The organism is Congzhengia sp. (assembly GCF_037235575.1).
In the GTDB taxonomy this organism is placed as follows: domain Bacteria; phylum Bacillota; class Clostridia; order UBA1381; family UBA9506; genus Congzhengia; species Congzhengia minquanensis.
Genome location: NZ_JAXUNN010000038.1, coordinates 135,821 through 159,616, shown reverse-complemented (window position 1 = coordinate 159,616; position 23,796 = coordinate 135,821). Strand labels below are relative to the sequence as shown.

At 45.4% G+C, this 23,796-nt stretch carries 25 protein-coding genes, 2 riboswitches and 1 other annotated feature (1 of these 28 running past the window's edge); of the genes, 12 read left to right on the top strand and 13 right to left on the bottom strand.

Features of this window, described 5'->3' with window-relative positions; genetic code table 11:
- Window positions 1–141, bottom strand: a binding site (T-box leader); it reaches 132 nt to the left of the window's first position.
- Between the two features lie 58 nt (window positions 142–199).
- Together WIG73_RS09495 and WIG73_RS09490 are read right to left on the bottom strand one after the other, a co-directional pair.
- Window positions 200–1,210: a Gfo/Idh/MocA family oxidoreductase gene (locus WIG73_RS09495; protein ID WP_337400311.1), complete on the bottom strand. Its 1,011-nt coding sequence runs from the start codon at window positions 1,208–1,210 to the stop codon at window positions 200–202.
- Between the two features lie 99 nt (window positions 1,211–1,309).
- Window positions 1,310–2,191 (bottom strand): AraC family transcriptional regulator, encoded by an 882-nt coding sequence (locus WIG73_RS09490; RefSeq protein WP_337400310.1) that lies wholly within the window; start codon window positions 2,189–2,191, stop codon window positions 1,310–1,312.
- A 127-nt stretch (window positions 2,192–2,318) separates the two neighbouring features.
- Between WIG73_RS09490 and WIG73_RS09485 the strand changes: the two genes are divergently transcribed.
- Genes WIG73_RS09485 through WIG73_RS09475 form a run of 3 tightly spaced genes read left to right on the top strand, consistent with a single transcriptional unit; the run spans window position 2,319 to window position 4,813 of the window.
- Complete coding sequence (locus tag WIG73_RS09485) at window positions 2,319–3,023, top strand: PIG-L deacetylase family protein (RefSeq protein WP_337400309.1); 705 nt, start codon at window positions 2,319–2,321, stop codon at window positions 3,021–3,023.
- A 22-nt stretch (window positions 3,024–3,045) separates the two neighbouring features.
- Window positions 3,046–3,984 carry a hypothetical protein gene (locus WIG73_RS09480; protein ID WP_337400308.1) on the top strand — a complete coding sequence of 313 codons (939 nt, stop codon included), beginning with the start codon at window positions 3,046–3,048 and terminating at the stop codon, window positions 3,982–3,984.
- Between the two features lie 16 nt (window positions 3,985–4,000).
- Window positions 4,001–4,813, top strand: a complete 813-nt coding sequence (locus WIG73_RS09475) for a sugar phosphate isomerase/epimerase family protein (RefSeq protein ID WP_337400307.1) — start codon at window positions 4,001–4,003, stop codon at window positions 4,811–4,813.
- Window positions 4,814–4,870: 57 nt separating this feature from the next.
- Here the strand turns inward: WIG73_RS09475 and WIG73_RS09470 are convergent, their stop codons facing one another.
- A complete protein-coding gene (locus WIG73_RS09470) occupies window positions 4,871–8,044 on the bottom strand; it encodes a hypothetical protein (RefSeq protein WP_337400305.1) in 3,174 nt (1,057 codons plus the stop codon).
- A gap of 262 nt (window positions 8,045–8,306) precedes the next feature.
- On the opposite strand from WIG73_RS09470, the gene prfA reads away from it, so the two are divergent.
- The 5 genes from prfA to mscL all read left to right on the top strand — a co-directional run bounded on the left by prfA (window position 8,307) and on the right by mscL (window position 11,892).
- Entirely contained in the window at window positions 8,307–9,383 is a 1,077-nt protein-coding gene (gene prfA / locus WIG73_RS09465) for a peptide chain release factor 1 (RefSeq protein WP_337400304.1), read from the top strand.
- Between the two features lie 51 nt (window positions 9,384–9,434).
- A riboswitch (FMN riboswitch) is annotated at window positions 9,435–9,608 on the top strand.
- Between the two features lie 73 nt (window positions 9,609–9,681).
- Window positions 9,682–10,236 (top strand): ECF transporter S component, encoded by a 555-nt coding sequence (locus WIG73_RS09460; protein WP_249312805.1) that lies wholly within the window; start codon window positions 9,682–9,684, stop codon window positions 10,234–10,236.
- A gap of 68 nt (window positions 10,237–10,304) precedes the next feature.
- Complete coding sequence (locus WIG73_RS09455) at window positions 10,305–10,688, top strand: VOC family protein (protein ID WP_249312804.1); 384 nt, start codon at window positions 10,305–10,307, stop codon at window positions 10,686–10,688.
- A 1-nt stretch (window position 10,689) separates the two neighbouring features.
- Window positions 10,690–11,412, top strand: coding sequence for a DUF5131 family protein (locus tag WIG73_RS09450; protein WP_337400303.1), 723 nt, complete (start codon window positions 10,690–10,692; stop codon window positions 11,410–11,412).
- A gap of 33 nt (window positions 11,413–11,445) precedes the next feature.
- Window positions 11,446–11,892 carry a large-conductance mechanosensitive channel protein MscL gene (gene mscL / locus WIG73_RS09445; RefSeq protein ID WP_337400302.1) on the top strand — a complete coding sequence of 149 codons (447 nt, stop codon included), beginning with the start codon at window positions 11,446–11,448 and terminating at the stop codon, window positions 11,890–11,892.
- Between the two features lie 25 nt (window positions 11,893–11,917).
- On the opposite strand, the gene WIG73_RS09440 is transcribed toward mscL, so the two are convergent.
- From WIG73_RS09440 to yajC, 6 genes are all read right to left on the bottom strand, one after another.
- Entirely contained in the window at window positions 11,918–14,071 is a 2,154-nt protein-coding gene (locus WIG73_RS09440) for a hypothetical protein (RefSeq protein WP_337400301.1), read from the bottom strand.
- Between the two features lie 80 nt (window positions 14,072–14,151).
- A complete protein-coding gene (locus WIG73_RS09435; RefSeq protein ID WP_337400300.1) occupies window positions 14,152–16,161 on the bottom strand; it encodes a bifunctional 4-hydroxy-3-methylbut-2-enyl diphosphate reductase/30S ribosomal protein S1 in 2,010 nt (669 codons plus the stop codon).
- A gap of 5 nt (window positions 16,162–16,166) precedes the next feature.
- Complete coding sequence (locus WIG73_RS09430) at window positions 16,167–16,742, bottom strand: lysophospholipid acyltransferase family protein (RefSeq protein ID WP_249312799.1); 576 nt, start codon at window positions 16,740–16,742, stop codon at window positions 16,167–16,169.
- Window positions 16,743–16,761: 19 nt separating this feature from the next.
- Window positions 16,762–17,433: a (d)CMP kinase gene (gene cmk, locus WIG73_RS09425; RefSeq protein WP_337400299.1), complete on the bottom strand. Its 672-nt coding sequence runs from the start codon at window positions 17,431–17,433 to the stop codon at window positions 16,762–16,764.
- A 104-nt stretch (window positions 17,434–17,537) separates the two neighbouring features.
- Window positions 17,538–17,972 (bottom strand): TIGR04086 family membrane protein, encoded by a 435-nt coding sequence (locus WIG73_RS09420; protein ID WP_337400298.1) that lies wholly within the window; start codon window positions 17,970–17,972, stop codon window positions 17,538–17,540.
- 153 nt (window positions 17,973–18,125) lie between these two features.
- Window positions 18,126–18,503, bottom strand: a complete 378-nt coding sequence (yajC, locus tag WIG73_RS09415) for a preprotein translocase subunit YajC (RefSeq protein WP_249312796.1) — start codon at window positions 18,501–18,503, stop codon at window positions 18,126–18,128.
- 153 nt (window positions 18,504–18,656) lie between these two features.
- A riboswitch (Lysine riboswitch) is annotated at window positions 18,657–18,838 on the top strand.
- 95 nt (window positions 18,839–18,933) lie between these two features.
- Between yajC and WIG73_RS09410 the strand changes: the two genes are divergently transcribed.
- Genes WIG73_RS09410 through dapB form a run of 3 tightly spaced genes read left to right on the top strand, consistent with a single transcriptional unit; the run spans window position 18,934 to window position 21,613 of the window.
- The gene (locus WIG73_RS09410; RefSeq protein WP_337400297.1) at window positions 18,934–19,941 is read left to right on the top strand and encodes an aspartate-semialdehyde dehydrogenase; all 1,008 of its coding nucleotides are present in this window, start codon (window positions 18,934–18,936) and stop codon (window positions 19,939–19,941) included.
- Window positions 19,942–19,957: 16 nt separating this feature from the next.
- Window positions 19,958–20,842: a 4-hydroxy-tetrahydrodipicolinate synthase gene (gene dapA, locus WIG73_RS09405; RefSeq protein WP_337400296.1), complete on the top strand. Its 885-nt coding sequence runs from the start codon at window positions 19,958–19,960 to the stop codon at window positions 20,840–20,842.
- A 12-nt stretch (window positions 20,843–20,854) separates the two neighbouring features.
- Window positions 20,855–21,613: a 4-hydroxy-tetrahydrodipicolinate reductase gene (gene dapB, locus WIG73_RS09400; protein ID WP_337400295.1), complete on the top strand. Its 759-nt coding sequence runs from the start codon at window positions 20,855–20,857 to the stop codon at window positions 21,611–21,613.
- Window positions 21,614–21,650: 37 nt separating this feature from the next.
- On the opposite strand, the gene WIG73_RS09395 is transcribed toward dapB, so the two are convergent.
- Together WIG73_RS09395 and WIG73_RS09390 are read right to left on the bottom strand one after the other, a co-directional pair.
- Window positions 21,651–21,845, bottom strand: coding sequence for a helix-turn-helix transcriptional regulator (locus tag WIG73_RS09395; RefSeq protein ID WP_249312792.1), 195 nt, complete (start codon window positions 21,843–21,845; stop codon window positions 21,651–21,653).
- A 64-nt stretch (window positions 21,846–21,909) separates the two neighbouring features.
- Window positions 21,910–22,140, bottom strand: a complete 231-nt coding sequence (locus tag WIG73_RS09390; RefSeq protein ID WP_249312791.1) for a helix-turn-helix transcriptional regulator — start codon at window positions 22,138–22,140, stop codon at window positions 21,910–21,912.
- Between the two features lie 189 nt (window positions 22,141–22,329).
- Between WIG73_RS09390 and WIG73_RS09385 the strand changes: the two genes are divergently transcribed.
- A complete protein-coding gene (locus tag WIG73_RS09385; RefSeq protein ID WP_249312790.1) occupies window positions 22,330–22,617 on the top strand; it encodes a DUF6809 family protein in 288 nt (95 codons plus the stop codon).
- Window positions 22,618–22,715: 98 nt separating this feature from the next.
- Here WIG73_RS09385 and WIG73_RS09380 read toward each other — a convergent pair whose 3' ends face one another.
- Together WIG73_RS09380 and WIG73_RS09375 are read right to left on the bottom strand one after the other, a co-directional pair.
- Entirely contained in the window at window positions 22,716–23,075 is a 360-nt protein-coding gene (locus WIG73_RS09380) for a cell division protein ZapA (protein WP_177680169.1), read from the bottom strand.
- A 22-nt stretch (window positions 23,076–23,097) separates the two neighbouring features.
- Complete coding sequence (locus tag WIG73_RS09375; RefSeq protein ID WP_177680170.1) at window positions 23,098–23,589, bottom strand: CarD family transcriptional regulator; 492 nt, start codon at window positions 23,587–23,589, stop codon at window positions 23,098–23,100.
- Window positions 23,590–23,796: the final 207 nt, after the last annotated feature.

The following is a 23,796-nucleotide window of genomic DNA, read 5'->3' as shown; positions in this document are numbered from 1 at the left end:
TAAAAGCAACCACGTTCCGTTCGCTTTGTTCAGTCCGCAACTCCGAGACTACTTCAAAATCCCTCTGTGAAAGCGCTTCCACCGTCCGCTTCTCTCTATGCACAGATAAAGAAATTTACTCCTTCTCTTCCTTGTCTTTATTTATTCAATTTATTCTACTAAATTATAGCACTAAATTTTACACTTGTCAACACTTTTTTCAAATTTTTGCTCCGCCTGCAACATCGATTTCTTTTAAGGCTAAAAGAACGGATTTGACGCCTTCAGACAGCGGCGCAATTTCCTGCTTCGCGCCTGTCGATACAAAGTCCGCAAAAAAGCGCAATTCGTTTGTGTATGCCCCCTGGTTGGACACGTTTATGCCGCTTTCTTTGTCTTCCGCTTTCATTTTATCAAGCTCCGGCTCATAAGCTTCGCCGGCCACGGGATACACCATCAGCTTTTCGTCGCTTTTATAAGTAATAGTGGCCTTTTCAAACTTCACGCGGAACGCCATGGAAAACGGGAAACAATCCGGGTAATCCCAGCAGCCTTCCGCTGTAAAAACCGCATCGCCATATTGAAAGCTTGTAAAAATCTGCTGAATTACGCCGTCAGCGTCCCTTATGCAGTCGGTGTGAAAACCGTCCGGCTCTCTGCCCATCAGATAACGGATAAAGTCTACATCGTGAACATGAAGGTCTAACGCCATGGTTCCGCTTCTGGTGTAGTCGTTAAACCAGTTCTCCCAAGACCACTTGGGATTGGGGGAAAGCCTTGTAAACACGCCGGACAGCACCTTGCCAAATTCGCCGCTTTCCGCCGCATGTTTTACATAACAATATTCGTCCCAAAAGCGGATAACCTGTCCCACCTGGAACTTCATGCCGGTTTTCTCCTTTGTTGCAAGCAGCAGCTCGGCCTCTTCCCGGTTTAAGCAAAGGGGCTTTTCACAGAACACGTTCATGCCCTTTTCCATGGCAGCCACCGCATAACGTGTGTGCAAAAACGTAGGTACGCAAACATCAATAATGTCTAACTGCTGCTCGTTCGCCAAAAGGGCTTCTCCGTCGGGATAAAGCTTCGCACCAGTTTTTTCGCAGAATTCTTTGGCTTTCTCCGGCTGAGGGTCTGCAATTGCCGCAAGCTGCACCTTATCGCCTAACGCAATCCAGCTGTTGGCATGAACGCTCCCCATGCCGCCGCAGCCGATTAATCCTATTTTTAACATTGTAAAAACGCCTCCGTAATTTCAAGTTTTCTTTTACTTTACAGCAAGCTGCGCTTTTTTAGAATATCATATCGTATCAAAAACATATATTTTTGTATTTTAATTTATTTTTACAGAATTTAAATACTCCCTGGGGGACATCCCCGTAACACGTCTAAATACCCTCGAAAAATACAGTGGATTGGAAAATGCCAGCATGTCGGATATTTGGGTAAAGTTAAATTCCTTTTCCCGAATGAGCTGTTTTGCCTTTTCTATTTTCAGCAGAATCAGATATTCACCCATGGAATATCCGCAGTAAGCTTTAAAAATTTTAGAAAGATAGGCCTTGCTGTAGGAGAGCTTTTCACAGATATCCGTCACAGAAAGCTGGGTGTAAAGCGCGCCTTCTATAATTTTTATAATTTCGCAGACAAGATGGTTTTCCATGGTTTCCCTGGTGGGAAAAATTCTTGTTTCCGCCTCTTTGGTTTCGCTTCTTAGAACAGAAATTAAAAACTGTTCTAAATATGTCCGAATCATTTGCTGACCGCCGATAACCGCGTTCTCCCGCAGAGTAAGGCCCTTTAAGTCCGGATTGTTGAAGGGAAGGTCGAAGGTTTTTCTGCCCTCTTCAATGATAGCGGTGATGAACCCCTTCCACTTTTGCTGAACTTTTATTTTTTTCGATTTAAAAAAGTCCATGCTTTTTGCGTTGCAGACAAAAGACACAATAAACACATTGAGTGCTGTGACGGAATTTGCACTTAACGCATGAAACTCGTTTGGCTTGTGAAAATATCCCTCTCCCTGCTTTAAAATGAACTTTTGCTTTCCCGCCGTTACAATGGCTTCGCCTTTGTCAATATAAACAAACTCCCAAAAGTCGTGGCTCTCGCCTGACGACACAAAGTCCTTTTCAAATTCAAAATAGTGAATGGTTACAATTTTGCTGATAGGAATCAGGTTTGCAATTTGGTGTTTTACATAAACTGCTTTCATAAAATGTACACATCCTTTAAAAACAAGATACAAAAGTGTATGTTTGGCATAAAAAAATGTATTGCGATTCTTTTTTAATTAGTATAACATAAAGAAATAAAAAACGCAATGAAAGAAGGAATATAAAATGAATGTGCTTGCAATTGGCTGCCATCCGGACGATATAGAAATTGGCTGTGCAGGAACCCTGGCGAAATGTGCAGCCAGAGGCGACACGGTAACGGTTTGCCACGTTGCCAACGGAAACCTTGGTCACGAGGTGATAGCGCCTGACGAGCTGAGGGATATGCGGAAGCTGGAGGCGGAAAAAGCAGGCGGTTTGGCCAGCATTCACGTAGTCACCTGCGACGTAGGTGATTTGATGGTTTATGAAGGAAGCAAGCAGCAGCGGGATTTAGTGACAGACGTAATCCGCACGACCAACCCCGACTTTATCATTACCCACGCGCCCAGCGACTATATGCCTGACCACGTGGCGGTGAGCCGCCTGGTGTTTGACGCTGCCTTTGCCGCCAGCGTGCCCCACTATCAAACAGCTGTAGCCGGCAAGGCAAACGTTACACCTATTTTTTATATGGACAATTTGGCCGGGGTGAACTTTATCCCTACAGAATATGTAGATGTTTCAGACTTCATTGAGCTGAAAATGAACATGCTGGAATGTCATGTAAGCCAGATGAAATGGATGCGGGAACACGACGGCATTGACTTTGCTGAATTTGTGAAAACCTGTGCACGCTACCGCGGGCTTCAGTGCGGCGTGCAATTCGCAGAGGGCTTTATCCAATGCCTGGCCTGGCCCAAGCTTGCAACAAAACGTTATTTACCGTAAACAATTTTAGGAGGATGAAGAAATGGACTTTTTAAGCACCGTGAAAGGTTCTCTGTTAGAAAACTTTTACCCGGAAGGCTGGGACTTAAAAAAAATTGACGCCTGCTGTGAAAAGGGCGTTACAGAAGAACCTTTTTGGAATCCGGATTTTACGCCGGTGGAATGCCGCGATATTTATGAATTTGATACCTTTATGGGTCATGAAATTGCACTAAAAATTAAGGAAGCACGGGACAGAAACGAAAAAATTGCCCTGATTTTGCCCGTGGGTCCCATGGGAATGTATCGCTGGGCGGTATATTTTTTAAAGGCATGGCAGGTCTCCTGCTCCCATGTTTTCACTTTTAACATGGACGAGTGGGCAGACGGCGATGGCAATACTCTGCCGCCTGATAACCCTGCATCGTTTGAATATGCCATGAAAGAGGCGTTTTTCACGCCCTTAGGCGAGTTTACCGTGCCGGAAACGCAGCGCAATTTTGCCACGAAAGAAAACCTTCCTGCCTATGCGCAAAAAATTGAGTCGCTGAAAGGTGAGGGTGCGAAACTGATTTTGGTGTATGGAATCGGGCGCATGTGTCACATTGCCTTTTGGGAGCCTCACTTTGCTGCAGACTTTGCCGACGAAAACGGCTGGAAACAGGCCACCCACCGATTGGGGGCTAAACTTCATCCGCTGACCATTGAGCAAAATGCAATTACCAGCTTTAAAAGCCGCACCACATTAGTTCCCTGCCGGGCCAACACCATTGGGCCGGGTCTGTTTTTACAGGCGGACTTTTGCATCGGCGGCGCTGACGGCGTTTTGGGCCGCGGTATGGGCTGGCAGGGCATGAGCTTTTTAACCACCCTGCACCACGGGCCGGACATTCACATTCCATCAACCTTTATGCCCACGCTTCCTGGAAAGCTGTTTTATTTAAAAGATCTGGCCGGGCCGCTGACACCGGAATGTAATTAACAAAGGAGGAACCAGCATGAAATTAGGCGTTTTTGTTACGTTAAGCGCAGACATCGACACAGAATTCCGCCGTCTGCGTGAAAATGGGTTTTCAACCTGCCAGCTCAGCATGTGGGACGACCGGCTGAAAACCGATGAAATGGCAGAACTGGTAAACCAGGCAAAGAAAAACCACCAAGTTGAAATTACCGCTTTGTGGTGCGGCTGGGAAGGACCGGCAAAGTGGAATTTTTCTGAAGGACCGCTTACCTTAGGCCTTGTGCCCGCAGCGTTCCGCTTCACACGAATGAAAAATTTAATGTTAGGGTCTGATTTTGCAAAGAAAATCGGCGTAACCGACATTGCAACTCATATGGGATTTTTACCGGAAAATCCCGGTACAACAGAGTTTCATGAGGTTGTTGCCGCTATCCGCGCAGTGGCGGAGTATATGAAATCGAACGGACAGTATCTCCTGTTTGAAACCGGGCAGGAAACGCCTGTGGCCCTGCGCCGGGTAATTGAGGCGGTGGGAACCGGAAACTTAGGCATCAATTTAGATTCTGCAAATCTAATTTTATACGGCAAGGCAAATCCGGTGGACGCGCTGGACGTGTTCGGCAAATTTGTGCGAGGTGTTCACGCAAAAGACGGCCTCTATCCTACTGACGGACAAAACTTAGGTGAAGAGGTACCCATCGGCCAGGGAAAAGTTGACTTTCCTGCGCTGATCGACAGACTAAAAGAACTTGGCTACAGCGGCGCACTGACCATTGAGCGGGAAATTTCAGGCCCGGAACAGATAAAAGATATTTTAGAAGCAAAAGCATTTTTAGAAAAATTAATTTAAGAAAATAAAAACCCTTCGGAAAAATTTCCGAAGGGTTTTTTACTGCTTAATTAAATTTTATTTTACAATCCAAGAATCGGTGCCTGCGGCAAAATCAATAGATGTTCTAAGCGGAATAACGTTTGTCAAGTCTCCCCAAACAAACACTTTTGCCGTAACCGGCGTGTCGGTGAGCGCAATGTCTGCACGGTAGCTTGCAGCATCTGTAATTACATCTGTCTGAATGCCCACAAGCTCGTTAGAAGCGCTGTAGAATGCCGTGATAACGCTGCCCGTATAAGCTTTATCAAAGGCAACGCTTACAGACGCACTGTCAGCACCCACGGCTACATAATCGCCCATTTCTTTCGCAGTAACACTCATGCCGTATAACCGCATTGTTCCTGTCGGGCTTGCTGGCGCTTTAAAGTTCACATCATAGACGCCTGCGGTTAAGAACACAGGTTCAAAGGTTGATTTAACTGGCCCGCTTCCGTCTGTTGTAACGTCACAGGAATACGTGCCTCCGTTAAGGTTCATGGTGCAAGTATTGGTTGCCGCGGAACAGTTAATAAAGGTTGAGAAATTGTAGTAACCATCTGCGGGAATGTTCACTTTATAGGTTACATCCACACCGTTAATGAATACCACGCTGCGGCAATCGGTGAAGCTGCCAACTGTGTAGGGGCCGCCCTGTCCATACTGATGGGGGAAGCACCAACCGGCAGAGCTGCTGCTGCCTTTATCTTCTTGGAGGAAGCTTACGGCCGTAAAATCCCAAGAGCGCAGGAACATTTCTTCACTTGCACTTGCTGTGAGATCAACTCTTCTCATCCATGCTGAATATACAACCATGGTATAGTCGTCGGCTTCTGTAATGTCAACCGCCTTGTTTTCAGTCTCGTCCCATTTACTGCCGTTTGCAAAGTTCAGCGTAATGGTGTGTTCGCCCGCTTCCAGTTCAACAGGAACAGAAAGCTTTTTCACCTGTCTGCTAGAGAAGCTTGCATTTACCGTTTCTTTCTGGCCCGTGGTTTTATAGGTTGCGCCAAGCTTTGAGGTGCCGTCAACAAGCACGTCAACGCCGTTCTGGGGTGCTTTGCCGTCAATATAAACCACATAGGTTCCCGCTTCGTTTACGTTTACCTTGTATTCCACAGAAGCACCCGCTTTAAACGAATAGCTGCCGTCTGCATCATTTTTTGTAACGCTGCCCGTTGATGTTTCCATTGAATTCAAGGGAATTTTTGAATCAACCTTTGTATCACCGGAAATTGCAGTTGGTTCGGGCTTGCCCGGCACTTGGTCGAACAACAACGACTTAATATAAGCGCCCACCTCTTTGCCTTCACTTTGTGTGCCGTCGCCCTTGTCAAACGGAACAGTCAAATTGGTCAAGGTAATGCGGTTCACACCTGCATACAGGTAAAAAGGCTTAAAGGTAAGGTCTGTTGCGGTGCCCGTCCAGCCCTGTTCGTCATAAACTTCTCCATTAACGCTGAGGCGAATAGATTCTGCTTTTGCATCCCCCGGATAGGTTACAACATTTGGGAGTGTCAGGGTAAAATATCCCGCAGTTGTTACATTAAGCGCATAGGTAATATACGAACCATTTCCGTTGTGAATTGCGGTTACCCTGTCCCTTGGAGATGCAAGCTTATCGCTGTAATAATCGCCTATCATGGGATACTCCGTATTTTTATAGTTTTGCGATGTAAACTGTTGGCTCATGTGGGAGCTTCCGATGGACGTTACCACATAGTCTGAAGGGGAGATAGCAAATTTTCCTTCAGCCGGGGTCGTCAGCGGATTAACACACCTCAAATCAAAATATTCCATTGTAATGGCAGTGCCGGTGCCGGTCAGCGTAATGGTATAGGTCTTGCCTGCTTCCATAGGCGCTGCCTGATATGAATTGTCACCAAACCGTTCAAACACAACTCCCTTGGTATTGCAGGTGTTCTCAAAAACCTTATCGCCACCTGCTTCGCTAACCGAAATCGTCATGGGCTGGCTTCCAGCAGAGCCCGTATTATTATAGAAAAACGCATATTCGCCCGTTGCCTCCGGAGTAAAGGTAAACACATAGCTTTTTCCTGTGGAAGACAGAGTAATGGGCGTTTCCGGCTCAAAACGGGAGAGGGTGCTGTCCACTTTTACCGGAACAGTGTCCATTACAACTGTTGCGTCTTCTTCTGGGTCATAATCCGGCAACTCTTCCATTAAAATATGATATGCGTAAGAGCCTGCTGTTGCATTCCCGAATTTTATGGTATGCTCTCCTTTGTTAAATTGAACCGGTAAAGTCTTTAAAAGACGTGTTTCAGGACTTTGTCCGTCTGCCGTGGCCGTGAAGCTCCAGACTAAGGTTTCCTTCTCTTCGCCGTCTACCGAGAACGGAACTTTAAATGAATATTTATCGCCTGCTGTGACAGTTTTTGTGTCTACCCACGTGCTTGTGTTGTAGTAAACGCGATACCAGCCTTCTTTTTGAATGTCCAGCTTATATTCTGCATAAGTATCTTTTGAAATATGAATATACCTTGGCACATTGCGATTTGAGGACGCAAATACGCTGGTATCAGTGTAGTCGCCAATTAAGGAATAACCCTCGGGCAAGGCAGTATTGCCATAATTAAGCTGCTCGTTTACATGCGCCGGCGTTGTGGTAGTAAAGACCGTTGCATCCTCCGAGGCAATTGCCTGTTTTCCGCCGGTAATGGGAATGGTTAAACACCTAAGGTCAACATAATTTAAAGTCGAAAGTGTCGCTTCTCTTGAAACTGACAGCGTGTAGTTTGTACCTGCTGTAAGTGTTGCTTTTAGTTCAGAGATATTGCCTACCCTTTCATACTGAAAGCCTTCTGTATTGCCGTAGCGTGAAGGATGAACATAGCTGTAGCTTTCAACCGAAGTCATTACACTTGCATCAGAATCTTTTTCGCGAACAGTGAACGGAACTGCCGTGCTGCTGTCCTTTTCCGTGATTGCAAAGGTGGTTGCCGTTCCGACTTTGTTACTGTCTGTCGAATCCATAAACAGCGCATACTCTGCGGTGGTGTCCACCGTAAAGTCGAACGTTTTTGTTTCGTTGGCTTCAAAAGACTTTGTCGTTGGAATAAGTCTTGTCAGGGTTCCGCCTGTTTCTGTCGTATAAGTGTTTTCGGCGCCGACACTTAGCGGCATGCACATGCTGATCGCTAAGAACACCAACGACAAACATAAGGAAACCATTTTTTTTGTTTGCTTCATTTTTTTCTCCCTCCTGATTTAAAATTTTATGATAAATTATTTCCCGGCTAGAGTTAAGTTGTTGTATGTATATTATACATACAACAAAGGGGTATACCCCTTTGCCATTATCATTATAATTATATAGAAATTATTTAAAAATGTCAAGGAAATAATTTAAAATTTAGGAACTTTATACAAATCAAAACTCCCGTATTATAAACGTTGCATTTTTCTGGATATTGTTATATAATAATGGTATAAATTAATTTGAGGTGCATTTATGTTAGAAAAATTGTCGTTTATAGAAGACCGCTACGACGAACTGAGCAAAAAAATTGCAGACCCGGACGTTATTTCCGACCAGGCAGTCTTTGCCAAACTTTGCAAAGAACAGTCGGACATTAGTCCCATTGTAGAAAAATACCGGGAATTTAAAGCTTTGAATGAAACGATTCAAGAGAACGAAGAGCTCATTTCAGACTCCGAGACGGACAAGGAACTGAAAGAACTTGCCGAAGAAGAAATTAAAGAAAGCAAACAAAAAATTGAAGCAATTAACGAAGAGCTGAAAATTCTGCTTCTGCCCAAAGATCCCAACGACGACAAAAGCGTTATTGTTGAAATCCGCGGCGGCGCCGGCGGCGAGGAGGCGGCGTTGTTTGCAGGCGACCTCTTCAGAATGTATTCCATGTATGCCGAAGCGAACCGCTGGAAAACAGAAATCTTAAGCTCGAACCCCACCGACATCGGCGGCTTTAAAGAAATCTCTTTCAGTATAGGCGGAGCGGGCGCATATTCAAAATTAAAATTTGAAAGCGGCGTTCACCGAGTGCAAAGAATTCCCTCCACAGAGTCCGGCGGCAGAATTCATACCTCCACGGTTACGGTAGCAGTGCTGCCTGAGGTTGAGGATGTGGAAGTGTACATCGACGCAAACGACCTTAGAATCGACGTATTCCGTGCAGGCGGCCCCGGCGGCCAGTGCGTTAATACAACCGACTCTGCGGTGCGCATAACACACCTTCCCACCGGGCTGGTGGTTTCCTGTCAGGACGAAAAGTCTCAGCACAAAAACAAAGACAAGGCAATGAAAATTCTCCGCTCCAGGCTTTACGATCTGGTGCAGAGCCAACAGCACGAACAAATTGCTCAGGAACGCAAAAGCCAGGTTGGCACGGGTGACAGAAGCGAGAGAATCAGAACCTATAACTACCCGCAAGGCAGGGTGACCGACCACCGGATTGGTCTGACGCTCCACAGGTTAGACGCGGTGTTAAACGGCGATTTGGATGAAATTATTAACGCGCTGATCACCACCCGCCAAAGCGAGTTGTTAAGAGGGGAAAAAGAAGAATAAAAAAATTTTGTGCACTAGTTGCATTTTAAAAAAAGATGTAGTATAATAAAAAACGTACTTCAGGGCAGGGTGAAATTCCCGACCGGCGGTAATGGCGCATTTGCGCTTAGCCCGCGAGCAACCAGAACTGGTTGTTGATATCGGTGCGATTCCGAAGCCGACGGTAAGCAATGGCGCATATGCATGCGCTTTTTCAGTTGCAAGTCCGGATGGAAGAAGCAAAAAAACCATTTTTTTATTGCGTTTTTTCGCGCCCTGTTTTCAGGGCGCTTATTTTTTTATGAAAGGTCGAAGAAACATGTTACAACAAAACACGAAAACAAACAAAACCCGTCTTTATGCCTTTGTAGGTGTATTTTCCGCCGCGGCATTCCTGCTGCAGGTCATCGGCACATTGACAGGCCTGAAAGTTGGCGGATTTTTAGACGTGGAAATTTCAGACCTGCCTGCGCTGATTATTGCATTTGCCTACGGCCCTCTGGCAGGCGTGCTCACTGAATTGATTAAAAACCTGCTTCACTGCACCATGACCTCCACCGGCCTGGTGGGAGAGCTGGCAAATTTTGTGATGACCGGCACCCTTTGTTTCGTTGCCGGAATGGTTTATAAACACAACAAAACGTTTCAGGGCGCCGTACTGTCCTTAATTTTTGCAACGCTGGCTTTGGCGGCGGCAGGCGTTTTAGCCAATTTGTTCATCATGCTCCCGCTCTACATGCCCAGCGCGCCGTTTAGCGTAAAGATGAATCTTGTGTTGTTTACCATTTTGCCGTTTAATTTGGTGAAAGGTGTTGTGCTTTCGGTTTTAACACTCCTTTTATACAAAAAAATATCCCCAATTCTGCATAAATAGGTTTGACAACTTCCTTAAATAATTATATAATGTATTTTGTTAAATTATGACGAAAGGAAGGAGATCAAATGATAACAGGAATTGAACACATTGCGGTTTTGGCAAAAGACTCAAAAGCCTTAACCGACTGGTATGTTAAGCTGTTTGGATTTGAAATTGTTTATGACAACGGCAAAGGCACTTATTTTGTAAAGGCTGCCGACGGTTCGATGCTGGAGATAATCGCATGCAGCGGCGACTGCCGCCCCACAGAACCGAAAGAATGGGGAATTCGCCACTTTGCCCTGTCTGTTACAGAAGACGGCTTTGACGAAATGGTGGAAAAATTAAAAGTGGAAAAAGTGGAGGTTGTTACCGATGTTGCGGTTTCGCCCAAGGGCATTAAAACCTTTTTCTTCCGCGACATCGAGGGCAACATTTTCCATTTGATTTTCAGACCTACGCCCCTTTGATATGTCGGTTAATTGGAACCTTTGGCACGGGTGCAAAAAAGTAAGTGCAGGCTGTGAAAACTGTTACGTTTACCGTTCCGATGCAAAATATGACCGGGACGCATCAGAGGTAAAACAAACCGCCAGCTTTGATTTGCCTGTAAAAAAGAAACGGGACGGAAGCTATAAAGTTGCGCCCGGCGAATTGGTTTACACCTGCTTTACGTCAGACTTTTTATTGGACGCAGCAGATGTTTGGCGTCCTCAGGCTTGGGACATGATGCGGCAAAGGCAAGACCTTCACTTCATGTTTTTTACCAAACGTCCCCACCGGTTTTTAGACTGTGTTCCCCCAGACTGGGGCGAAGGCTACAAAAATGTCACCGTGGGATGTTCGGTGGAAAACGCGGAACAGGCAAAAAAGCGCCTTGAAATTTTTACCAATCTGCCCATTCAGCGAAAGCTGATTATTTGCTCGCCGCTGCTTTCTGCAATGGACTTAACGCCTTACTTAAATGGGATAAAACAGGTTGCCGTGGGCGGCGAATCCGGCGAAAACGCCCGGGTGTGCGATTTCGACTGGGTGCTGGACATACGGCGTCAGTGCATAGAGGCAGGTGTACCCTTTCACTTTCAGCAAACCGGGGCACGGCTAAAAAAAGACGGCAAGCTTTATAAAATTAAACGCAAATTTCAACACGCTCAGGCGCGCCGCGCAAATTTAGAATATTCAGGAGAAAGATAACTGCATTTTGAACGAAAACGGAGGGGATAAAACATGTGGAAAGAATTTAAAGAGTTCGCATTTAAGGGAAACGTCATCGACATGGCCGTTGGTGTTGTCATTGGCGGCGCTTTCGGAAAAATTGTCACCTCGCTGGTGGGCGACGTCATCACGCCATTAATCGGAATGCTTACCTCTGGAATTGATTTAAAAGATTTAAAGTTTGTTCTGTCCACTGCGGCAGACGGCACGGTTAACTCCATTAACTACGGCATGTTCCTTCAAAACATTCTCGATTTTTTAATCATCGCGTTCTCTATTTTTCTGTTTGTCAAACTGATTAATACCGCAAGAAAGAAACTGGAAAGAAAGCAGGAAATTATCGAAGAAATCGAAAAAGGACCAACCACGGAAGAACTGCTTACACAAATTCGTGATTTACTAAAAGAAAAAGAGCAGGAAATGCCTCTAACTGAGGAAACAAGTATAGATGAATCATAAAAAAGCGGGTACAAAACCCGCTTTTTTATTTTACGATTCTTATAGAATTTGTGCCAGCAGGCAACAAAAATGAAATTTTTCCACTATCCTTTTCCAATACTTTTGACTGTTTTGCACCAATAAGAACCCTTTCACCTGAATTTACAAACAATGTAAATTCCGTATCGGCTTGCGCCGTATACATTCCTGCTGTTCCGTCAAAAAATACAGACATCGGGCAGGTGGAATGAAATCCACTCCCCATGCAGTTAAAATCTGTCGCATGCTGCGCAAAAAACCACTTACAGCCGCTGCCTGTTCTGCGGACAATCGCCGCTGCGCCGTTAAATCTTGTTTCTCCATCACCGCAATTTGTTGTCAGCAATAAATCCTCCTGATGGGAATAAATTAATTTTGCTCCCGCTTTTGTTCTTTGCAGAATGGGCTTTTTATGCGTCTCATCAAAAGGAAATAAGACTGTCGCCGCCATTGTTCCGGCGGAATAGCTTGCCAGCAGGCTTTTTATTTTAAAGCCGATATGCTGCTGCTGAAAATTCTTGTTCAATATGGAAATACGGTCTGCAACAATTCCGTCAATCATTTCTGTGTCAGAGGGCGGTGTAGCAAGAAAAACAGAAAGACCAGCATTTTCTACTTTCCATACATATTCTGTGTCCTTCTTTTCTATTTTGTACGCATCTGAAAAGGGGCGGTGCACTACAGTCATTTTATTTCCCGCATCGACGCTGTCCAACAAAAGGAAATATCCAGATGCGTCATTTTCACCGGCCACCATAACAAAACCACGTCTGTGAACTGCATTGGGCAGTGCACTGCCTGAATCACCCAAAGCATAGCACAGCTTCTCAGATGAAAAGCCTTCAACAATACCCGCACCGCTCTTTAACTGATGGTCATTTTTTTCTTCAGGATCAAATACAGTGTGATAGTCGTAATCCACCAAAACAGTGTTTGCGGAAAGCGCACGCTGGTTAATATAATTCCAAGTAAAACCTTCTGCGCCGCTGCCCCAGCCGCTGTAACCGGCATTGACGTATAGACGGCGACCATAGGCAGCAATGTTGACAGAATTTATTTCTTTATGTCCGTGTCCGTCAAAAATTGTGCTGTTCCATAAAACTCCCGCCAGGGAATCTTTATTCTCTATATCTTCATAAAACCATGCACCGCCGTCTTTTAAAATCTGACTTTTCGGTGCGCGTGGTTTTTTAAAATCTTCTTTTAACAAAAGGTAATTTAACAGCTTTCCCCGAGGAGGCCTGTCTTTCATAAGCCACGCTGCAAACTCTGCTGCTTTTTTTGAATACTTTGCTGCACCGTAAACCAAAAATAGTGATTCTGCCTCTTTTACTCCGGTTGTTAACAATGTATCCCCAATCAACCACATGTTTTTCGCTGGAGTATAGGTATAGCCCAACGCCCATTCGGTGAAGTGAATTACTTTCTGGTTTTGGTAAAAGGACTTGTCCAGTCCTGTAAAGTCCATTACAATAGGCAAAATAATTTTTGAAACACGATTTCCCCGAACAAAGCGGTCAACCGAATAGTCTATGCTCATTACGCCTGCGCCGTCTTCTGTGATGTAGCCCATAAACAGCTCTTTCCAAGACTCCCACGCCTGAAACAGCTGCTCTTTTTGCCCTTGATACAGCGCCCATAACCCTCTGACGCCTAAAATTGCCACCATATGGTTTTCATCGTTTTGAATATAATTTTCCGCAATGGTTTCTAACGTCTGTTCACAAAATAAACGCTGTTCTTTTGTAAGGTCGTCATAAATAATGTCCAGCGCCAAGAGGCAGTTTACAAACGCCGCCCCTGGAGGAATTGCTCCAATCCAGTGGTCTCCGGCGGAGTGATACATCTCGTCATAAAGATTGCCCGGAACCTCCGGCTGCCAAAACCCAATGATATCCAGCAGCTTTTGAACGCATTGCTTTCTCAACGGTGGTTCCAAGATATAAAGAAGTGCCGCAGCGTCTGCTATATCGCACACACTGTTACAGCGAAGAATGAAACAATCGTCTGGGTTAAACTGCAACTCATAAAACCGCTTTCGCGCATCCTGTTTCATTTCCTTCCAAGGAGATTGTTCCGCTTTTTTCTGTAAATCAGCAAACTGTTCCCGGCGGACCGCCATAAAAGGGTGGATATGATTAAAATTCAATTCATTTTTCATATTTCACGCACTCCTATTTCACAAAACTTTCCCAAAAACAAAGCAGCGCAAAATAAATTTGCGCTGCTAATTTCGTTTTCTTATTCTTCTGTTGCCGTTTCTTCAGCAGGAACTTCTTCCACAGGAGCTTCTTCTGCCTCCGGCTCCGCCGCCGGTTCTTCTGCCGACACAGCAGAAACTGGGGCTTCCGCCTGTTCTTCTTCAGGCTGGATAAGCGCACGGATAGAAAGGGCAATTTTTTTGTTATCCCAGTCAATGTCCGTAACTTTCACTTCAACTTCCTGACCTAAAGAGAGCTCGTCCTGGGGCTTGTCGATTCTGCGATTTGCAATTTGAGAAATGTGAATCAAACCGTCAACGCCGGGAATGATTTCCGCAAATGCGCCATAAGGCATAATTCTCACAATTTTCACTGTGGTTGTGCCGCCCACTTCGATTTTAGACTTCACAATTTCCCAGGGGTTGTCCTCAGCTTTTTTAAAGCCTAAAGAAATTTTCTTTGTTTCTTCGTTAATATCCTTGATATAAACCTGAATGGAATCGCCTTCGGAAAGCACCTCAGACGGATGCTTAATGTGCGACCAGCTCAGCTCAGAGATATGTACCAAGCCGTCAACGCCGCCAATGTCCACAAACGCACCGAAGTTGGTTAAAGATTTCACCACGCCGGTGTAAATGTTGCCAACAGCCGCATCTGCCCAGAACTTTTCTTCCAGTTCTTTTCTCTGTGCCTCTAAAACAGCCCTCACAGAGCCGACCAAGCGTTTCCTCCTGTCATTTATATCAATGATTTTGAAAGCAACAACCTTGCCAACGAAGCCGGAAAGGTCAGACATGCGGCGTTCGCTTGCCTGAGATTCGGGAACAAACACCTTGTAGCCTTTGTAAACCACAATCATGCCCTTGTTCACTGTTTCGGTAACTTTGCCTTCCAAAACGGTTCCGTCTTCAAATGCTTTCTTCACATTTTCCCAAGTTTTTGCTGAATCAAGCTTTCTTTTAGAAAGAATGATATTGCCGTCCGCATCGTTCACGCGGACAACGAATACCTCAATTTCATCGCCGGGTTTTACAACATCAGATGTCGTTACCATAGGGTCGTCAGAAATTTCGGCAGCGGGAATAAATCCGTCTTGCTTTGCGCCCAAGTCTACGATAACCTCGTTTGGCCGAACTTCAATGACCGTTCCTTTCACGACGTCACCGGTATTTAAAGTCTTTAAAGACTCCTCAACCAGGGATTCAAAGCTTTCAAAATTTTCCATCTTACAAATTGCCTCCTTTATTATGACCGCGGGAGTGGACGCCCCCGCAGTAATTCCGACTTTCTTTGAGTCAAAATTGCAGGCTGAATCCAGCTCTCCGATATGCTCTAATAGAAACGTATTATCACACACACTTTTGCATATGGAGTAAAGCTTCTGGGTATTTGAACTGTTGCGCCCGCCCAGGACCAACATCACGTCCGAGGCTTTTGCCAGCTCATAAGCTTCCTTTTGCCTTTCTTCAGTCGCACTACATATTGTATCAAATATCACTATATCATTGCAAGTTTTTTTTAAAAAAAATACAATTTTTTTGAAAATATTTTGTACAAATGTGGTTTGCGACACCACGCAAACCGGTTTTTCACCAAATTTTGCTTTTTTTGCCTCCTCTTCGGTGGCTAAAATTACCGCAGCGTTTTCACACCAGCCGTTAATCCCCCGCACCTCGGGGTGATTCTTGTCGCCGACAATTACAATGGCATACCCTTCCCGATGGTGTTTCTCTACAATATTGTGAATTTTTTTAACAAAAGGACACGTCACGTCCACAACGCCAATGCCGCGGCTTTCCATTTCATCGTAAACCGATTTGCCCACGCCGTGGGTGCGGACAATGAGGTTTTCGCTTTGGCCCACCATGTCCACCGCGTCAACAGGGGAAATTCCCCGCTGCGCCAGCTCGTCCACAACGTGTTTGTTGTGAATGATGGGACCTAAGGTGTGATATGTTTTATCCGGCTCCGCCGCACAGGCCTCCACCATATCCAGCGCTCTGGCAACGCCAAAGCAAAAGCCCGCTGTTTTGGCTACCCGAAGTTCCATTTTTATCACACTCCCAAGGACTCAATTTTCTCCATAATCTCATCTGCAAAGGCTTTCAGCTCGTCCCCAGTCGGTTTTTTGCCGTTGACAGGCTTCATGGTGACTGGCTGGCCGAAATATATTTTCACCTGATGAAACGGCTTATACCCCCCCCGCATAGCCACGGGAATAACCGGTGCACCACTGCGCGCCGCAATCAGCGCAACGCCTGCCTTTGCCTCAGACGATTCATTTGCCAGCACTCGTTTTCCAGAGGGGAAAATGGTGAACATGTCGCCTTCTTTCAGCGTTTGCAGCGCGGTTTTAATCGCACCGATGTCGTTTGACCCCCGGGATACCGGAAATGCGTCCGCTATTTTTAAAATGGGGCTGAGCATTTTATGGTCGAACAACTCTTTTTTCGCCATTACACGCATGTGGCGCGGAACCGATGCAATCAGCACCGGCGGGTCCCACAGACTGGTGTGGTTCACCGCCAGAATAACAGGTCCTTCACTGGGCAGGTTTTCTTTTCCGATAAGCTTTACGAAAAAAACAACCTGGCAAAAAATATGTACCAAAAATTTTAAAAAGGATAACAACAATAAAACATCCTTTCAGTTAATTCTTTAATTTTTTATCAATGATGTCAACAACCGCTTGCAAAGACTCCGCAAAGCTTAGCGCGCTGGTGTCGAGCAAAACACTGTCTTCCGCAGGCTTCAGCGGCGAAACCGCCCTGGTTTCGTCGTTTCTGTCCCGCTTTTCAATGTCTTTCAGTACCTCGTGAAACGACACGTCATCACCCTTTGCCACAAGCTCGTCATAGCGCCGTTTTGCGCGGACCTCGGCCGAAGCGGTGAGAAAAATTTTCACCTGCGCGTCGGGAAGCACTTTTGTTCCGATGTCCCGGCCGTCCATAATCACGTTTTTCGACGCTGCCAGCTCCCGTTGAAAGGCCACCAGCCGCTCGCGAACTTTGCCGATTGCCGAAACCTCAGACGCACCCATAGAAACCTCGGGCGAGCGGATTTGTTCCGATACGTCCTCGCCGTTTAAATAGATATGCTGCCCGTCCTGCTGATAGTCAATGTCAATTGAAATTGTGTCAACCGCTGCCGCTGCCTGTTCGGGACTGTTTTGAATATCAATACCCTGCCGCATGCAAAAAAGCGCCGCCGCGCGGTACATTGCGCCGGTGTCGATATAAACAAACCCTTTTTGCTTTGCTGCGGCCTTTGAAATTGTGCTTTTTCCGGCGCCGCCGGGGCCGTCGATTGCAACCTTAAACATGTGTTACTTCCTTCCCGATATGGATAAAAACAGGGGCGGAGCCGTAAGTTACGCACAGCTCCGCCCAATACAAATTTCACATTGTATCATTCGTATAAAAAACATTACCGTTTGCGCTTGTTGCTCCTGCCGCTTTTTAAGTTCACGCCCATAACGCCGCCAATAGCGCCGCCTAAGGCAGAAAACCCCAGCATGGACAAAAAGTGTTTTCCCACATAAAACCCGTCCCCGGCCAGCGATGCAATGAACCAGATAATTAATATATATCCAAGCCCTGCCACTAAACCTGACAAAAAGCCGCGGCTGCCTGACCTTTTCGCCGTGCAAAAGCCCGCAATCAGCGCGCCTGCCGCTTGAACTGCCGTCGAAATAATGGGAATTGCGCTCTCTGAAACCGCGGTGTATGCCAAAATACATGCAAACAGTGCAAACACAACGAGTGTGAACACCGCCGCTGTGATAATACCCCGCGCAAATCCGCCCGCAGCGGCCCGAAGCCCACCTGCGGTATCCATTGTTTTAATGTTTTCACTATACATAAACAAACCTCCTGCCGATTTATCTTGTTAAAGCATATTCGGCAGGCGGGCGATTTATACGATAAATTTCCAAAGAAAGCAAATCGATTATTTATCGTGCAACTTTTCTTTCCTTCAAAAAATCAATTCCGAAAGAAAAATTATGAAAAAAAATTATTCTTCCGAATTGGTTTCTGTTTCCGTATCATCTGCATCGTCAATGTCTTCCGGAATTTCTTCTATCTTTTGTTTTTTAGGACTTTTTGTGCAGGGCACAACCGTTGCGATTGCTTCACGCTTAATCGTCATTGGGTGCTTGTGCGTTCTGTCACCGATTTCGATGCAAACCTTATCATCCTTAATTTTTAAAATTTTGCCGACAATACCGCCGATTGTAGTAACACTGTCGCCCACCTTAACGGCCTCCAGCATTGCCTTTGTTTCCTTTTCCTTTTTCTTCTGCGGTCTAATCAGCATAAAATAAAAAAGACCAATCATGATAACGAGCCAAAGGATGGTTCCCATCCATCCACCCATACCAGCGTTCTCCATGAAATAATTCTCCTTTCAATATTTACCAATATGTTTTTGATATTTCTATATAATTATACATGCTATTTGTGCTTTAATCAAGGTGTTTTTGAAAAAATTTCATAATTTATTTAAAATGCTGTTGACAACGGCTGAAATTAATGATACTATGAGTATGTTGATAGAGGTGCACTTTTTATCAGTAGCCCGAGGGAGAACGCGAATTTTTCTGTGAATTCGGGTCGAAAGGAAAAAGTGCCGAAAAAGCGGTTTGTTCGCAGGGCCGTTTTTGGGTGTATGGCGAACAGCCATGCAACTGTCACCGTGTGATTACGCGGTGGAGTGCTATCTGCATTAAAATTGATTTAATGTTGATAACGCCAGACTTCTATTTTGAAGTTTGGTTTTTTTATAGTAAAGCACGAATTTTTTACAGGAGGTTTTTAATATAATGAAAAAGTATAACATTGCCGTTGTCGGCGCAACGGGCATGGTTGGAAGAACGTTTTTGAAGGTTTTGGAAGAAGTGAAGCTCCCCGCCGAAAGCTATACGCTGTACGCTTCGAAACGCAGCGCAGGCAAAAAGCTTACCCTCATGGGCAAAGAATATGAAGTGAAAGAATTGAACGAAAATTCCTTTGATGGAATGGACATTGCACTGTTTTCCGCAGGCGGCGCCACCAGCGAAAAATTTGCGCCCATTGCGGCTTCAAAAGGATGTTTGGTGATAGATAACTCCAGCGCGTGGCGCATGGACCCTGAGGTGCCCCTGGTTGTGCCTGAGGTAAATCCTGAAGATATTAAAAAACATAAGGGAATCATTGCAAACCCCAACTGCTCCACCATTCAGGCAATGGTGGCGCTGCGTCCGCTTCAGTTGAAATATGGCATTAAGCGGATTGTATATTCTACCTATCAGGCCGTTTCCGGCGCTGGTCTCGGCGGCTATAACGATTTAAAAAACGGCATTAACGGCGAGCCTCCGCAAAAGTTTAACCACCCCATTTTCTCAAACTGCCTGCCGCAGATTGACGTGTTCCTGCCCAACGGCTATACCAAAGAGGAAATGAAAATGGTGAACGAAACCAGAAAAATTTTGGGCGATGACGAGATGAAAATTACGGCTACCACCGTCCGCGTTCCTGTGTTCGACTGTCACAGCGAAGCCATTAACGTAGAACTGAAAAAGCCCTTTGATTTAGAAGAGTTAAGAGCGTGCTTAGAGGCCGCTCCGGGTTTAGTGGTGCAGGACGATATTGACAACTGCATTTATCCTATGGCATGCACGGCAGCAGGCACAAACGAAACCTATGTGGGCAGAATTCGCCGGGACGAAAGCATTGATAACGGCGTAAACCTTTGGGTTGTTGCCGACAATATCAGAAAGGGCGCGGCAACCAATGCGGTTCAAATCGCCCAGAAATTTATTGAAATGGAAGCAAACGGCGAGCTTTCATGAGTTGAGGAGGGTTCATATGAGCAAAAAAACACTATTTACCGGTGCCGGCACCGCGCTGATTACCCCGTTTACGGAAAACGGCGTGAACTTTGAAGCACTGGGCAATATTATAGAATTTCAAATTGAAAACAGCGTTGACGCGCTCATTATTTGCGGCACCACAGGCGAAGCGGCCACCATGCCGGACAAAGAGCACCTGAGCGTGATTGAATTTGCCGTGAAAAAAACAGCCGGCAGAATTCCAATTATTGCAGGAACGGGCAGCAACGACACGGCACATTGCGTGGAGCTGAGCCAGGAGGCTCAAAATTTAGGTGCCGACGGGCTTTTAATTGTAACGCCCTACTACAACAAATGCACACAAAAAGGCCTGATGATGCACTTTGACAAGGTGATGGAAAAAGTGAACCTGCCGATTATTTTGTATAATATCCCCGGCAGGACAGGCATGCAGTTCAAGTTGGACACATTAAAAGAGCTTGCAAAAGACGAACGGATTGTTGGTGTAAAAGAAGCCAGCGGCTCAATTGAATATTTAACCGATTTGGTGCACACCTGCCCCGAGTTAGACGTTTATTCCGGCAACGACGACATGGTTGTTCCCCTGCTTTCTTTAGGCGGCAAGGGCGTTATTTCCGTTTTGTCGAACATTGCGCCGAAAGAAACCCACGACCTGTGCCAGAAATTTTTTGACGGCGACACGAAAGGCAGCTTAGCGCTGCAAATGGAATATTTAGACTTAATTCACGCGCTATTCTGCGAAGTGAACCCCATTCCGGTAAAAACCGCAATGAACCTGATGGGCTTTAACGCCGGCCCGCTGCGCCTGCCGCTGTGCGAAATGGACGACGCAAACCTTGCAAAGCTGAAATCTGCTATGGCAGACCGCGGCTTAATTTAGGAGGCGCGGCGAATGACGAAAATTATTTTAAGCGGCTGTTTGGGCCGTATGGGAAAGGCCATATCCGCCATTGTGGCGGAAACAGAGGACGCGGAGATTGTCTGCGGCTTCGACATTGCCGGCGGCGACTGCGGCTATCCTGTTTACAGCGACTATTCTTCGGTGTCGGTTGACGCTGATGTGATTATTGATTTTTCGCACCCGGCGAACTTAAACAAGCTGTTAAGCTTTGCCAAAAGAAACGACCTGCCCATTGTTGTGGCAACCACAGGGCTGACCGAAGACCAGAAAAAGGAACTTTCTGATGCTTCAAAAATTATTCCGGTGTTTTTCTCGGCCAACATGTCGTTAGGAATTAATTTGTTAATTCGGCTGGCGAAGCAGGCCGCGAAAATTTTAGAAGGCAGCTTTGACATTGAAATTATTGAAAAGCACCACAACAAAAAGATTGACGCGCCCAGTGGCACGGCGCTTGCCATTGCCGACGGAATTGCGGAAAGCCTTTCGAACAAGCCGGAATATGTTTATGAGCGGCACAGCGTAAGAAAGCCGCGGGAAAAGCAGGAAATTGGCCTGCACGCGGTGCGCGGCGGCACAATTGTCGGCGAGCATGAAGTGTTGTTTGCCGGGCCTGACGAGGTGATTAGCCTCTCCCACAGCGCCCAGTCGAGAGATGTGTTTGCACAGGGCGCGGTGCGCGCGGCAAAATTCTTAAGCAAAAAATCCGTTGGATTCTATTCTATGGACGATTTGTTTTCTGATTTAGTATAGTTGAAATAAAAAAAAGCAGGGCTTGTGCCCTGCTTTTTTATTTACGGTTCATATCAGGATTGTCCGTCCGCCCTACCAGGTAATCAATGGAGCAATCAAAATAATCAGCGAGTTCCATTATTCTGTCAATTGACGGTCTTTTCCCCTGCTTAATATTATCAATTGTCGAAACGGGAATATCTGCATCTCTCAGCATTGTGCTAACATAGCGAAATCCTTTCTTTTTCTGCATAATACGAATTCTTTCCAGACAAACTTGTGCACTATACATTTTGATACTTCTTATCTCCTTTATATTAACGGTTAACCTCAGGATTATCTGTCAGCCCAACTAAATAATCTATTGAGCAATTAAAATATTTAGCAAGACACATCAGTTTTTCAATTGATGGTGTTTTCCCGCGTCGAATATTATCAATTGCAGTTGGGCTCATATTTGCATCTTTCAACATAGCATCATTAAAACGAAATCCCTTTTTGTTCCGCATAACTTGAATTCTTTTAAGACATATTTGTGCATCATACACAATTATTCAACTCCTTTTTTGGTTAAATTGCCAAATTTCGCCGAACGGCGAAATTTTACTTGACTTTTCGTACAAAGGCGAATATAATATAATTGTAAAAAGGGTTAAACGTCCCCGAATGATAAAATTGGTTGTGGTGACTTCATTATACCATTTGGGGAAAACCTTGTCAACAAAGGGTGATTTTTATTGAATATTTTAGAACAACTGTTCAACGGAGACTTAGACCCAGCCCACAACATTGAACCGCACGACATAGAATATTGGAAAAAGGACAAGCTGGTAGATGAAATGCTCAATCAATGGGCAGAAACTTTGGGCAAAGAATTTGTAGATTTTTATTGGGATATGATGGTGGTCTGCCTGCACATGGCACGCTTTGAAAAGCAAGAAGCCTTCCGCTATGGGTTCTCCTTAGCGGTCTCCATTATGGAGGAGGCACATTGTGTCCGTCTGCACACAGAAAAAAAGTCGTAGTCACACAAGGCTGACAAATAAAAAAAAGACACCCGAAACGCGCACAAATTTATTATAAGGGAAAGCCGCGCGTTTCAGATGCGTCAAATATCCAATTGTTATTTTTTGGAGCCTTGTCTTGGCTGCTGCCGCGGGGCACCCGCCGTGCCGGACAAATTTGTTTGCAGCTCTGCGAGTTTCTTTGCAGACTCGTCCAGCTTCTTTTTTAAAAGGGCAATTTCCGCCGCCTGGCTGTTTAAGGCTTCTTTGGCTTTGGCCTCGGCATGCTTCATGTCGTCCGCCACGTTTAGGGCGACCAAAATAGCCGCCATAGAAGTGCTCAGGCGGTTGTTCTGGTTTTTCACCGCAACCATTTTCCGGTCAACATAGTCCGCCATTTCCAGCATATATTCCCGGCTGTCGTCTGAAACCAAGGTGTATTCCTGTCCGCAAATTTTAACCTGCAATTTGTTCGCCATACAGCCCCTCCAAATTCTGTTTTTATGTAAGTTCTGCGTTTACAATTTCGTTCATAATGTTTTCAACTTCGCTCTGTTTAATGGCTTTCGCCACCACCAGCTCGCTGACCAAAATCTGTTTTGCGCCGTTTAACATTTTCCGTTCCCCAGTGGAAAGCCCGCGGCTTTTTTCCCGAAACATCAAATTTTTCACAACGCGGACAACCTCATAAATGTTGCCGCTTTTAATCCGCGCCACGTTTTCGCGGTAGCGTTTATTCCAGTTAGAGTCCATCTCGGTTGAACAGGAGCGAAAGCTTGCAATCACCTTGTCCGCCTCGTCCTTGTCAATCACGTCGCGAATTCCGATTTCGTCCGCGTTGCAGGTGGGTATCATAACTTTCATATCCCCAATTGGCATACGCATAATATAGTATGTCTGCTTTGCGCCCATGATCTCCCTGTCTTCAATCGCCTCGATTACACCGGCGCCATGCATAGGATAAACAATTTTATCCCCTATATTATATTCCATTTTAAAAACCCTCCCCATTTGGCTTTTTTTAAAAAAAGCCTCTGGCAAAAAAAAATAATATCCCTTACTTATATTTTAGTACAATTTTACTATTCTGTCAAGGTTTAAATGGCCCAGCTTGGCAAAAAAGTCGGAAAACTGCGTATTTTGTCTTGCAAGGAAGTTAGGAACGCTGTATAATAGAAATTGAGTTAAATTTTAAAGAAA